This is a genomic window from Desulfogranum japonicum DSM 18378 (assembly GCF_000429945.1).
GTDB lineage: Bacteria > Desulfobacterota > Desulfobulbia > Desulfobulbales > Desulfobulbaceae > Desulfogranum > Desulfogranum japonicum.
Window position 1 is genome coordinate 1 of sequence record NZ_AUCV01000034.1, and the last position, 12,676, is coordinate 12,676.

Genomic DNA, 12,676 nt, shown 5'->3' on the forward strand with positions numbered 1-12,676 from the left:
CCTCAAGGCTCGTTGGAGACTACAACGTTGATAGGTCGGGTGTGGAAGTGCAGTAATGCATGGAGCTAACCGATACTAATTAGCCGTGAGGCTTAACCATATCCTTTTGTAAACAAAGTTTACCCTGCTATTTTAATTGTTATGACTTTACATAGATTTTTCGGTAGCCATAGCGAAGAGGACCCACCCGTTCCCATTCCGAACACGGAAGTTAAGCTCTTCAGCGCCGATGGTACTGCATGGGTGACTATGTGGGAGAGTAGGTCGCTGCCGTCTCTTTTTTCAAAACCGCTTTAAGGGATTTCCTTAAAGCGGTTTTTTTTTGCCTATCAATATACGTACCGATAATATACGCTATACCCTGCCCTGTACGAATTTGTTTCATCCTCGATCATTACTCTCCAATCCCCTCCCCTCTTTCCGGAGTCAATCAATCGGAAAAGCAGCGCCACCATGGCTGGGGCTCACAGAAAAATGTCATCGCACATGCTCGTGTGGGATGCTCAATGGTTAACGCTTTTGCATGAAGGGCAATGTTGCCTCCAGGAACTCGTATTTTACTACCATACCTGTAATCTCCGAGTAAGGGGTACCCGCGATGGCTGAACTGTAGACGTATCTGATGGTGTCTTCCAGTCTTAAGATCAATATTTACTTGAGTAATCTTTTTCTGAAAGATCTTACCGACGCTAAACTCCAGAACAGCTTTCTTACCTGCAGGATCAATCCAGGCGTGTTTTCCTTTTCGCCTGATATTATCTATCCACATCCCTTTTGCTGGCAGGCGCCCTTCAACAAGGCCTATATAGTGCTTTCCAACCTTTCGCTCCCTTATTTGCTCGGATAACCTTCGTGCGGCTTTAGATGTCCTTGCAAGGACAATAACACCCGAGACAGGTCGATCTAATCGATGTACAAGTCCCAGATAAACATTACCAGGTTTTTTATATTTCTTTTTTATATACTGTTTTGCCAATGTCAGTATATCTTGGTCGCCGGTGGCATCTTCTTGCACAAGTATTCCTGCGGCTTTATTCACAACAAGAAGATGGTTGTCTTCGTAAAGAATTGGTATGGTATCCCCTTTTTGACTAACTATTTGCGAACAACAATCCATAATCATATATACCTGAACGCTACATATACTTTTTCAACTGCCTCATATGAATGCCAGACTTCTTATAATCAGTGCTCCAAGTCCCTATTTTTTTTATATTCCCATGGGCAGCTTTGGGGTTTGCGATTTCCTCAGCAAACATAATATTCAATCAAAAATATTTAACCCTGCACTCTATTCCAGCGCCCGAATTCCTACCCTACTGCACGAACAGCTTATGCAATTCAAACCTACCCATGTAGCCATTGTCTGCCATTGGCAAGAGACTGTACATGGGCTTCTTGAAATGATGTCTCTGATTAAAGGACTTGAACCGAATGTAAAGCTTTTAGCAGGAGGATTCACAGCATCATATTTTTCCTCCAGCCTCATGCGACATTGCCCAGACCTGGATTTCATTATTCAAGGTGACCCAGAAAAACCTTTATTGGACTTGTTGACCGCCAAGCCGCTGACTCATATAGACAACCTGTCATACAGAACTGGCGATATTATTGCCAGAAACGATTCTGTGTGGCTCATGGACGAGATGCTTCTGAGTACTCTCTCGTACTCAAATCTCCGACATCTCAATGACTGGGAAAAATATATAGAAAAAACCAATACAAAGCTCGGCTTTCCATTACTCATTGGCCGAGGATGTATTTTCGACTGTGCTTATTGCGGCGGAGGTAGAACAGCCTTTCGCACCCATTCCTCGCGTAACAAACCGGTACAACGCTCCATTGAGGCTATATTACAGGATTTACATATTCTCAAACAATACACAGATACACTTTACATCTGCTATGAAAATGATCAACAATACCTCGTTGATCTCTTTCAAGCTATTGAGCAGGACGTGGGCTTACGTCAACATTTCACGCTCAATTATGGTGCGTGGCATCCCATCGACGATATTTTTCTCAATGCCTATGTTCAAGCATTCCGTATTGATGACAAAAAACCGATTTTTGAATTTTCTCCGGAAGTAATTTCTGACCGGAGTCGAGCTACCATTAAAGGTACTCTTGCCACTACATTAAAAAAGACTCTTGAATCTGTAGCAGCAATACACAACAGGTTACATGGTCAGGTAAAAATAGAGATTTTTTTCAGTCGTTATCATCCGACCGAAAATCAACCCTCCCTGCTTTTAGCGGAAATCATACAAATTTATATGCTCAAGCACCAACTTTTTAAAGAGCACCTTTTCTCAGCCCATATTTGTTATGACCATCTTTCTACAGATGTTGCCTCGAACTATTGGAACACACACACACAGGGTATAGAAGACTTTTCCCTGTTCCTTGAGAAGAAACAGGCAATTGACGAACAGAGTCATTATCATTTTCCCATGGACAATTTATGCATTTACCTGCCTGAAGAAATTCCCCATGAGCAACTTGCCTCCCTTGAAGCTCTTATACATACCCTTGATACTTTGGAGCAACGAGCAAGTGAACTCTTCCATATTCTCTTTGCAGCTTTTTCTTCTTCATGGGTTACAGTTGTAAAAGAGATCGTTGCTGCTCGAGTTGACAAGGATGGAAGAGATTATTTTCAACAGGTCCCCATCATAGACCTGATTCAAACACTAAGCGAGACTCTGGCTACCAGATACTCCAGAGAGCAGAGGCATTATTTCCCAGATCTGTTTCGCTATACATTGCAGAAACTTACTCTTGAAGAAATACACATCGAACGAACAGAAAATTCAAAAAATACGGATTGTTATATACTTGACCAAGAACGAGTTTCCACCCATTCTTACAATTATGTAGATACCATAAATTTTGTCAATCATATCTACAATGAACAAGGTGTCCTCAAGGGATATGACAGAACAGTATACCTGTTCCTGAAAGACCGGATTATTTCCCTTCCTCATAAGACCTACCGTTTAACGCTACGTCTTTTTGAACAGCAGCTATCAAAAGCTCAATATATCTCTCGCCTGCGTGAACTTCCAGGCATTGACCTCCAGCTCCACGAAGAACTTATGGAAATACTGATACAGCACGGTATACTTTTGCCATGTTCCTAGGAGTCTGTCGGAGAAAGCTCTTTTTCCCCATATTTGTGTTGTTTTCAAAAAATCAGTACTCGCAATATCAACTATATGGCTGCGCCTGATTTCCTGAAAACGCCTAAATCTCAGAAAAAATAGCAATTCTCCGACAGATTCCTAGAATGGAGGAACTTGATTCTACCCTTGCTATGAGATGCATATCCGTTATGTACCCTAGGTAAATACAACGGTGAGAATCTGAAAAAGAATGTCAAAGCTGTTTATCTGTAAATGGAAAAGGCCTGGTCAACGGTTTCGATGGGGATTGCAAATCCTATTCCCTGTGTATTTTTGATGATCATCGTATTGACCCCAAGAACTTTTCCTGTTTCTGTGATTAATGGTCCTCCGCTATTGCCTGGATTAATTGGGGCGTCGATCTGTACGTACTCTTTGCCATCATAGCTGCGGTATCCGGAAATAACCCCGGAGGTAACAGTATGTCTCAAACCGACCGGGCTGCCAATGGTAAAAACCTTCTCGCCTTGAGCAGGCCACTCTGACTTGGTTGCAGGTTTGATAAATGGAGAATTATATACGTACACAGAGATCATCGCCAAATCATGCTCGGGACTCACTTGCAGTGTTGAAACCTGATACTCTGTACCATCTATTAACACTACTTTGCCATCACGAGCAAAATCGGCATCTTTCATGAGCTGAAAACGCTCGTTGAGCTTTTCGTACCGTTGTTTATTGCTCTTGTACTCCCGTTCTCGCAGCGCAGTGTTTTTTAACACCTGGTCTTTATAGGCCTTGTCCTGTATGTCAGGAACCCTTTTTCGAATCATTGTCAGGTTTCGTCGTTCATTCTCCAAATATTCATTAAACTGTCGAAGCTCCTGTTGCAACTTGCCGAGTTGCAGGTTATCCACTTCCACCACGTGCCGGTTGGTAATAATCGTACCGTGGCTATCAATAAAAAAGCCAGATCCACTTCCCCAAGGGCTTACAAGGGAGACGGTAGCATTACGTGCCACCTCAACGGGACTGTGAGTCGGTGAAAATTCTTCCAACTGCCCAACCAACCCGCTGGTACCTGCAGATCGACGTTGCTGAAAAGCAGCAGCGTTTCCCACAGACGCTTTCAGAGACACATCCTCGGATACAACTGTTTTTTCTTTCTCTGTCTCCGACACCGCAGACAGGGAGGTGTCTGCTTGCTCAACACTGGTTGTCTCTGTTCCTTTTTGTCCGATGAAAATGCCAACACCCAGTGCAGCCGCAACAATTGCCAACAGTAAAAAAAGCGAAAGTCCCTTTGAGCCTCCTGCCTCTGCAGGCTGCTGAGAAAGTCGCTGTTTTTTATTTTGTGCAGCCTCATATTTAGCAAAAATAAGACCGCATTTCTGACACTCTTTGACATCGCCTTGCCGAAATCCGCATTTAGGACACTTCATCACACTTCACTTTTGAAACAAATATTATTGAATCTCATTACAATACAAGACATTGCAGCAACATCAGACATGTTATTAAGCAATAACCATGAACCGGCATCCTTCGATCAGGCCTCATCGCATATATATTCACAAAGAGATATGCCTGAACGAATGCATGGTAGCGTCCGTAAGATCATGTCGAAATCCTTAGACCTTGGTAAGCTGTTATATCAATCCATTGGATCAAACAGATCTTTTGTTGCATAACACATGGGACAAACCCATTCATCCGGCAACTCTTCAAAGGCCACACCAGGAGATATATTATTCATTGCATCTCCTTTTTCAGGCTTATAAACGTAGCCGCAGTTCACGCAAATATACCAGCCAGTACCGTTTTCTTGATCCATTTCTACACCGCAAAATATTTTGCCTGTGGGTGATGCACTACAATAGCTGAAGTAGTCTGTTCAGGCACCATTTGCATATTTTCCGTCAAGGAGATACCCAATCGTTCGGGCTGTAAAAATGCAAAGAGTGGCTGATGCACATCCAGGTCAGGACAGGCAGGATACCCGAACCCGTAGCGACTTCCCTGATATCCTTGTCGTACTGCTGCAGCGATATCACCGGTTTCATCCCCGCTGATTCCCATCTCGTTTCGCATAACTCCATGCCAGTATTCGGCAAGGGCATCAGTTGCCTCTACACTGAATCCATGCAACATAAGATAGTCATGGTAAGCATCGGCGGCATAGAGCATTGCTGTTTCCTCGCTCATTTTTTCCCCAATGGTGACCACAAAAAATCCAGCGATATCCCCACCTTCTTCCTTAGTCTTGAAATAATCGGTAATGCAGCGATGTGGAGCCTCGCTCTGCCGGGGAAAGGCAAAAGGGTACTGTTGACCATCTGCCTCAACATACAGGGTCTCCCCTTCAGCATAGCAGGGAAAATACCCATATGTAATTTTAGGACAGATTAAATTTTTCTCCAAGGACTCACGAACAATTTTTTCGTAAAGAGGTTCCACTGTCCCGGTAATCAGTTCCTGATATTCATTGGCAGTCATTTTACCTCTGCGGTATCCCCATCGCCCTCTAAACAGGGCCTGGGTGTTGACCAGGGATAAAAACTTTTCAGGATCTACATGCTCAACATATTTCTTCCCCAGAAAAGGCGGCTTTGGAACAGGATTATTTCTCAAGACAGTCGAATCCTTCACCCCGGGTTTCATCTGTTCCGGTACCCTTCCGCTGTTGAATGTGGTTGCAGTCAGGGTTCCCTCTTCAAGTTCTCGTACAGCCTTTAATCCCGCAAAAGCGTCTGGACAATACACCACCGGCTCACTGTGATGAGGAACGCAATTTTCAGCTACAAATCTTGGTGTTAACGCCGCGCCACCCAACAATATGGGTACGTTAATACCCGCATTTCTATACTGGGACATAGAATCTTGCATGACGATTGCTGATTTCACAAGCAGACCGCTCAACCCGATGGCATCCACATTGAGCTCACGGGCTTTTTCGATGATCATCTCAGTAGGCACATTGATTCCAATATTGTGAACCTCATACCCATTGTTACTGAGGATGATATCAACCAGGTTTTTACCGATATCATGGACATCCCCCTGAACAGTGGCCAAAAGAATACTGGTTGTACTTCCGGCTTCATTTTTATCCATGTGGGGTTCCAACGCTTTGACCGACAATTTCATGACTTCTGCAGATTGCAGAACAAAAGGGAGAAGGATTTCACCTCTTCCGAACAATTCTCCCACATGGCGCATGGCAGGCACCAGTATCTGATTAATTATGGCTATGGGTTTAAAGCGCTCCATCAAAATGAAAAGTAAGTCTTCCAGACCGTCTTTATCTCCTTCTACCACTTTAGCAAACATCTGCTCTTCAGTGGTTTTGTTGCCTTCACTGTCTTTCTGCTCGGTTTCCTCACCAATATCTTGAAAATATTCAATGAATCGCATCAAAGGTTTTTGTTCTTGACCGTTCCTGCGATCAAACAGCAAATCTCGACAAACCTCCCTGTCATCATCAGATATTTTTGCCAGAGGCAAAATTTTTGCGGCATCGACAATGGCTGCATCCAGCCCTGCCTGAACAGCCTCATGTAAAAAGACAGAATTGAGAATGCGGCGAGCTTTTGGGGGTAAACCAAAAGAGATATTACTCAACCCAAGAACAGTCAGGCATCCTGGCAATTCTTTTTTTACCAGTCGTATTCCTTCCAGGGTCTGGATAGCAGCGTCTTCCAGTTTTTCATCACCAGACCCCACAGTAAAGGTCAGACAGTCAAAAAGCAGATCATGGGGACGAAGCCCACACTGGTTAACGGCAATTTGATATATGCCCTTTGCAATGTTGAGTTTTTCATCCGCGGTCATGGCCATGCCCTTTTCCCCAATGGTAAGGGCTACCACTGCTGCACCATATTTTTTTGCAGCTTGGCAAACTCTCTTGAGCGTCTTTCCCCCATCTTCAAGGTTCACAGAATTAATTATAGCCCTACCGGGATAAATCTTCAGGCATGCTTCAATACAATCTGGCGTAGTGGAATCGATCATCACCGGACACTTCAGTGACTGTGCACACATCCTTACCAGAGTGGTCAAGTCTTTAAGCTCATCTCTCCCCGCATACGCTGTACAGAGATCAATGACATGCGCGCCCTTGGTCTCCTGTTCCAAGGCCACTTTGAGACATGCATCGTAGTCATCTGCAAGCAGTAGTTCTCGAAATTTTTTCGATCCATTGGTGTTTGCACGCTCACCTATTAATAACGGGGGGATTTCCTGTTGAAGTTCTACGGCTCGATACAGACTGGATACAGAAGGTTTCATGCGCTCACCTCCCGAATACCAGGCTTCACCCCTTTAAGGGTTTTCACAAGTTCTCTGGTATGCTCCGGTGTGGTACCGCAGCAGCCTCCAACCACGCTGACACCGTAATCAGTGACAAAACGTTTCATTTCCTGTGCATACTGCTCAGGAGTGAGCGTGTAGCAGACTTGCCCATCAATAACCTCGGGGAGGCCCTGATTTGGAACGCAGGAAATCCTGCCTGGCCAATGTCGGCTCAAGTAACGGATATGGGACTCCATATCCCTTGGCCCTGTGGCGCAATTGAGCCCAAAGGAAAAAAGAGGAAATGGCTCAAAGGTCACTGCCGCTGTAGCAATATCGGAACCAACAAGCATGGTACCGGTTTTTTCTATGGTAATGGATGCCATCACCGGAATATCCTTGTCCATTTCTTCCAACACCTCAAAACATGTGGCCAGGGTTGTCTTGACCTGGAGCATATCCTGACAGGTCTCCACAATCAACATATCCACCCCAGCCTTAACCAACGCTCGAACCTGTTCCCCATGTGCACTGGCCAGCTCTTCCACAGAAATATGCTCCAAAGAGGGCAGCTTGGTACCTGGCCCGACGGAACCACCAATATACACATCAGGTTTACCGCCTATGGCTTTTCTGGCATTCTCCACTCCTGCAAAAATCAATTCTTCAACCTGGTCTTGTAACCCGTATTCTTCAAGAACGATCCTGCTGGCACCAAATGTGTTCGTCTCCAGGACCATGGCACCGGCATCGACAAACCGTGAATGCAATTCTATCAACACCTCTGGTGCTGAAATATTAAGTATCTCCACACAGCCTTCTTTTCCCTGCCAGGCTGATTGAGGTATAATCATCTGCTGCAGGTTGGTCCCGCAAGCTCCGTCTAAAATCAGTAGATCATGGTCCGTAGGTTTCATACGTTACTTCTATTTCAGCTGATTTCCTCTCTCTAGATTCACACTGGAGAGAAAATATTTTCTTGTTGTGTTATTCTATATACCTTTCACATCTGTCCAGATTACGCTCAACCCAGTTTCATCATACCTACACGTATAAGAACGAGTTGTAAAAAAGACAGGATGTGCACCCTAACATTTTGGTCACGAAAGAAAAGAGAAAAACAACGTCAAAACGTGGAGAAACATTTTTTCATCTCTATAAGGATAAATTCTCGGGCACATCGGCTGTCCTTAAAACCACGCCCCACTGATCAGGCCGCCTTAAAGACAGGCATATCGGGGACGCCCCAGTGTTTGGGAAGAGGTGATTGCAGTGACGCTGTACATACCCACATGGCGATTTTTCCAGAACTGCCAGGGAGGTGTCCAAAAAATCTTGAAGCTGCCGCCAGATATTTAAACTGTTCGTGGCTCATTTTGGTGAGCAAGGCGTTTCCATTTATAAAAAAATCAACCCTTGTGGATCCCTTTATCATAAGTACCGAGTTTTGCTCCTCCATCATTTCATCGGAAAGAAAGCGAACTGATTGCAGCTTTGCTCTTCCTTTTTCGATACCTTTAAATGTAAACAGTGCTCGACTAATGATCATTTTAAATTCCATGGTGACCCTCCTTAAGAATCGTTTTTCTTGACTCTACCAGGGGAGGTTTGTCATATAGTGAGCAACCCTATTATTTTTTGCAAAAAAAATGAGCCTGCTTGAACGTATATACTTTTTACACGACCGAATACAGCAGAACAGATTTCCCAATGCGTCTGATCTGATCGAGGAATTTGAGATATCCCAGGCAACGGCACATCGTGACATCGGATATCTCCGGGATCGCCTGCTGGCCCCATTGGCCTTTAACCAGAAAAAGAATGGTTATTATTATACAGCAGAAGGATTTCGCCTCCCCTTTGAAGATAGCAGTAAGATTATCCTGTTCCTAGGCCTTCTTGCCTCCATTGGACAAGAAGCCGGACTGGCTGACCTGCCTGAACTTGTGCAATTGCGGAAAAAACTGACGTATCTTGCCGCACCCGGACAAACGAACCTGCAGGAAATCATCCACTGTGAATGGATTGAAACAGAGCCTGTAGCCACAGATGTTTTTCAGGCAGTGCTACAGAGTTTTCAGGAAAAATGTCAGCTTACAATCTATTATCAAAAAGCTGAGACTGTAACAAAGCGCACTGTTGATCCCCTCAAGCTTATCCATTATCAGGGACGCTGGTATCTCTACGGATGGTGTATGCTCAGAGGGGGTAAACGACTCTTTCATCTTTCGCGCATCAAACAAGCCCAGGTTGAGGCTACTCAGGCAATCCATGTGCCCACTGATGACATCAACGATATTACAGGGGTATTTGGCATTTTCAAAGGTAAGGCTAAAACTACAGTCCGTATTCAATTTACAGGGAATGCAGCACAAAGTGTACGTTATCAGCGCTGGCACCCGTTTCAGACCATTGAGGAAAATGATAAGGGAATAATACTTACACTGCCTGTGGCAGATGAACGTGAGATACTTATGAAGATCCTCCAGTTTGGCTCTCAGGCCCAGGTGCTGAAACCCGAATCATTGAAACGCCAGATCGCTTTGGAAATATCTGCCATGGAAAAACTCTATGCAGCCACTGCTGACAGCCCAAAAAAACAATAAAACAATCAAGATGATACTACAGACAAGGAGTAAATAATGGCCCCTTCAATAACTGCAGTGATCCTGGCTGCAGGTAAAGGAACCCGCATGAAGTCCAATAAGGCAAAAGTGCTGCATGAGGTTTTTTTCAAACCCATGGTTCATCATGTGCTTGATGCTGTTTCCAATTCTCAAACAAAGGATACTGTTCTCATTATCGGCCACCAGAAAGATGCGGTACTCGATACCCTGGAAGCATACGACTGTTTGACCGTGGAGCAAAAAGAACAACTTGGCACCGGACATGCGGTTCTTTGTTCGGAAAAAATGTGCAAAAATACTGACCATGTGCTTATACTCTGCGGAGATACTCCTCTCATTGAGAGTGCCACTCTTAATACATTGATTGATCAGCATCTGGACTCCAAGGCTACCATTACCCTGATGACCACCAGACTGGAGAACCCTTTTGGATATGGCAGGATTGTTCAAAACGAACAAGAAGCTGTCACCGCCATAGTTGAACAGAAAGATGCATCTCCTGAACAATTACAAATCAACGAAATCAATGCAGGTATCTATCTTGTCAGACGCTCTTTTCTCTTTGAAGCCCTGAAACAGGTTGGCACGGACAATAGCCAGGGAGAGGTTTATCTTACTGATATCGTATCCATTGCCGTAAACAGTGGCCAACGTGTTGAACGTTTTGTACATCCCCACCCCGTTGATGTGCTCGGCGTCAATTCCAGAGTAGAATTGGCCCAGGCAAATACAGAACTGCAAATGAGGCACAACAGAAACCTCATGCTGGCGGGTGTAACCATGCTGGCCCCGGAAACTATTCAGATCGAACCGAACTGCTCCATAGGAGTTGACTGTGTTCTTGAAGCCGGGGTCAGTATCACCGGTTCATCTCGAATTGGGAAAGGATGCGTCATCCGTAGGGGAGCTGTCATTCACCGTTGCACCATTGATGACGAGGCCGTGATAGGTCCTAATGCTGTACTGGAGAACTGCTCCATCGGCAGTTGCGAACATATCCCCCCACTGGTGCATCGTGTGGGATGATACAGCAACACATTGTGGCAGTTGCGCAAGCCTTTCCCCTGCTACACAAGCGCCGTTCACAACCGGCCTTTTTGAGATAACATGGTACAAATTTACGTGTTATTGTGTTATGAAGCCACTTTCATTTACATCGCAAATTTTGTCAGGCCTGCGATAGACATGTATAATGCAGATGCAAGGTCCATTTTGCTAACCCGATTATTGCATACGCCCCAACGTGGAGAATCCCCCTATGAGTGATATAAAAAAAATGTATTCGTCCATCCTTGGTGACGCCTTCCCCATGGACATGACCATTACCCTTGGTGACCAAACCCTGGTATATCGTAAAAAAACCTGGAATATTAAACAGGCTGATGGAACTGGTGAGGAGCGAGGACTTCGCTATGGAGAAAATCCTAACCAGGAAGCAGCCTTATACGAACTGGTAAACGGCAATCTTGTTTTGGGAGAGTGCTCATTTATCAATCCTGGCAACGGTCTTGTCAGTGGTATCACGGTGGAAGACATGCTGCAGGTTGGCAAGCATCCGGGAAAAATAAATCTGACCGATGTGGATAACGGGCTGAACATCATCAAATACCTTGTAGACAGACCTGCTGCAGTCATCCTCAAACATAACAACCCCAGCGGAGCTGCAGTGGCCCCAACCCTCGCCGAAGCCTACAACAAGGCAAACCGGGCAGACAGAATTGCCGCTTTTGGTGGTGCAGTTGTGACCAGCACTGCCATTGATAAAGAGACTGCCGCATTGATGGCTGAAAACTATCTCGAAGTGGTCTGTGCTCCTGATTTTGAAGAAGGTGCACTGGAAATTCTTGCTTCCCGTAAAAATCTTCGCATCATCCGTATGGAAGGGATCAACAAACTGGCAGATTTTGAAAATTATCGCTTCCTGGATTTCAAATCTCTCATTGACGGCGGGCTTATCATTCAACAATCAGCCATCAATACCATCCGTAGAAAAGAAGATCTGCTGCCAGCAATCACCGAGCGCAAAGGTGTACGCTATGCATGCGAAAGACAACCCAGTGACCGGGAAATAGATGATATGCTTTTTGGCTGGGCCATAGAGCATGGTGTTACCTCCAATTCCGTTCTCTATGTGAAAGACGGTTGTACTGTCAGCATTGGCACAGGTGAACAGGATCGTGTTGGGGTGGCAGAAATTGCTGTACACAAAGCCTATGTCAAATATGCAGACCTGCTGTGTTTTGACCAGCACAAAATGCCCTATGCAGAACTGGCCATGCAGGTTGTCCAGAACAAGAAAGACAAGAGTGAATTGGAAGCCATCGACCAACAGGTACAGAAGGATCACGCCGGAATTGCGGGTTCCGTTATGATCTCCGATGCATTTTTCCCTTTCAGGGACGGTGTGGACGTAGGCATTCGAGAAGGAGTTTCCGCTATTCTGCAGCCAGGCGGATCAATTCGCGATTTTGAAGCAATAGAAGCCTGCAACGAGGCTTCACCGCAAGTTTCCATGATGTTTACAGGCCAGCGCTCCTTTAAACATTAAGGTATTTACACCTGACCTGTATATCCCCTGTATTGGTCAGGTGTCACCCAATCTCAAGGCAACACTCAGAACAAAATAATATTTAA

10 protein-coding genes and 2 rRNA genes are annotated in these 12,676 nt (G+C 44.9%); 6 read left to right on the top strand and 6 right to left on the bottom strand.

Annotation, left to right across the window (positions count from 1 at the left end):
• Together G493_RS0115335 and rrf are read left to right on the top strand one after the other, a co-directional pair.
• A 23S ribosomal RNA gene (locus tag G493_RS0115335) occupies positions 1-100 on the top strand; the annotation flags it as partial.
• Positions 101-159: 59 nt separating this feature from the next.
• A 5S ribosomal RNA gene (gene rrf, locus G493_RS0115340) occupies positions 160-276 on the top strand.
• Between the two features lie 154 nt (positions 277-430).
• Here the strand turns inward: rrf and G493_RS0115345 are convergent.
• Positions 431-1,117: an RluA family pseudouridine synthase gene (locus tag G493_RS0115345; protein ID WP_051309355.1), complete on the bottom strand. Its 687-nt coding sequence runs from the start codon at positions 1,115-1,117 to the stop codon at positions 431-433.
• A gap of 46 nt (positions 1,118-1,163) precedes the next feature.
• Here G493_RS0115345 and G493_RS0115350 point away from each other — a divergent pair, with 46 nt between their 5' ends.
• Complete coding sequence (locus G493_RS0115350; RefSeq protein ID WP_028581103.1) at positions 1,164-3,143, top strand: hypothetical protein; 1,980 nt, start codon at positions 1,164-1,166, stop codon at positions 3,141-3,143.
• Between the two features lie 245 nt (positions 3,144-3,388).
• Here G493_RS0115350 and G493_RS32320 read toward each other — a convergent pair whose 3' ends face one another.
• The 5 genes from G493_RS32320 to G493_RS0115375 form a co-directional block, all read right to left on the bottom strand.
• Positions 3,389-4,567: a S1C family serine protease gene (locus tag G493_RS32320; protein ID WP_028581104.1), complete on the bottom strand. Its 1,179-nt coding sequence runs from the start codon at positions 4,565-4,567 to the stop codon at positions 3,389-3,391.
• A 212-nt stretch (positions 4,568-4,779) separates the two neighbouring features.
• Positions 4,780-4,959 carry a rubredoxin gene (locus tag G493_RS0115360; protein ID WP_028581105.1) on the bottom strand — a complete coding sequence of 60 codons (180 nt, stop codon included), beginning with the start codon at positions 4,957-4,959 and terminating at the stop codon, positions 4,780-4,782.
• A gap of 2 nt (positions 4,960-4,961) precedes the next feature.
• Entirely contained in the window at positions 4,962-7,412 is a 2,451-nt protein-coding gene (locus tag G493_RS0115365) for a methionine synthase (protein WP_028581106.1), read from the bottom strand.
• Positions 7,409-8,332 carry a homocysteine S-methyltransferase family protein gene (locus tag G493_RS0115370; RefSeq protein WP_028581107.1) on the bottom strand — a complete coding sequence of 308 codons (924 nt, stop codon included), beginning with the start codon at positions 8,330-8,332 and terminating at the stop codon, positions 7,409-7,411. Before G493_RS0115370 ends, G493_RS0115365 begins: the two co-directional genes overlap by 4 nt.
• A gap of 293 nt (positions 8,333-8,625) precedes the next feature.
• Positions 8,626-8,976 (bottom strand): hypothetical protein, encoded by a 351-nt coding sequence (locus G493_RS0115375; protein ID WP_028581108.1) that lies wholly within the window; start codon positions 8,974-8,976, stop codon positions 8,626-8,628.
• Between the two features lie 88 nt (positions 8,977-9,064).
• On the opposite strand from G493_RS0115375, the gene G493_RS0115380 reads away from it, so the two are divergent.
• The 3 genes from G493_RS0115380 to G493_RS0115390 all read left to right on the top strand — a co-directional run bounded on the left by G493_RS0115380 (position 9,065) and on the right by G493_RS0115390 (position 12,590).
• A complete protein-coding gene (locus G493_RS0115380; protein WP_028581109.1) occupies positions 9,065-10,021 on the top strand; it encodes a helix-turn-helix transcriptional regulator in 957 nt (318 codons plus the stop codon).
• A 36-nt stretch (positions 10,022-10,057) separates the two neighbouring features.
• Positions 10,058-11,068 carry a bifunctional UDP-N-acetylglucosamine diphosphorylase/glucosamine-1-phosphate N-acetyltransferase GlmU gene (locus tag G493_RS29545; RefSeq protein ID WP_035274710.1) on the top strand — a complete coding sequence of 337 codons (1,011 nt, stop codon included), beginning with the start codon at positions 10,058-10,060 and terminating at the stop codon, positions 11,066-11,068.
• Between the two features lie 232 nt (positions 11,069-11,300).
• Positions 11,301-12,590 (top strand): IMP cyclohydrolase, encoded by a 1,290-nt coding sequence (locus tag G493_RS0115390; protein ID WP_028581110.1) that lies wholly within the window; start codon positions 11,301-11,303, stop codon positions 12,588-12,590.
• The last annotated feature ends 86 nt before the right edge of the window (positions 12,591-12,676 follow it).

Coding starts and splice junctions, on each gene's coding strand:
- G493_RS32320 (WP_028581104.1), bottom strand. CDS start 4,567: ATGAAGTGTCCTAAATGCGGATTTCGGCAAGGCGATGTCAAAGAGTGT.
- G493_RS0115380 (WP_028581109.1), top strand. CDS start 9,065: ATGAGCCTGCTTGAACGTATATACTTTTTACACGACCGAATACAGCAG.
- G493_RS0115350 (WP_028581103.1), top strand. CDS start 1,164: ATGAATGCCAGACTTCTTATAATCAGTGCTCCAAGTCCCTATTTTTTT.
- G493_RS0115360 (WP_028581105.1), bottom strand. CDS start 4,959: ATGGATCAAGAAAACGGTACTGGCTGGTATATTTGCGTGAACTGCGGC.
- G493_RS0115345 (WP_051309355.1), bottom strand. CDS start 1,117: ATGGATTGTTGTTCGCAAATAGTTAGTCAAAAAGGGGATACCATACCA.
- G493_RS0115365 (WP_028581106.1), bottom strand. CDS start 7,412: ATGAAACCTTCTGTATCCAGTCTGTATCGAGCCGTAGAACTTCAACAG.
- G493_RS29545 (WP_035274710.1), top strand. CDS start 10,058: ATGGCCCCTTCAATAACTGCAGTGATCCTGGCTGCAGGTAAAGGAACC.
- G493_RS0115390 (WP_028581110.1), top strand. CDS start 11,301: ATGAGTGATATAAAAAAAATGTATTCGTCCATCCTTGGTGACGCCTTC.
- G493_RS0115375 (WP_028581108.1), bottom strand. CDS start 8,976: ATGGAATTTAAAATGATCATTAGTCGAGCACTGTTTACATTTAAAGGT.
- G493_RS0115370 (WP_028581107.1), bottom strand. CDS start 8,332: ATGAAACCTACGGACCATGATCTACTGATTTTAGACGGAGCTTGCGGG.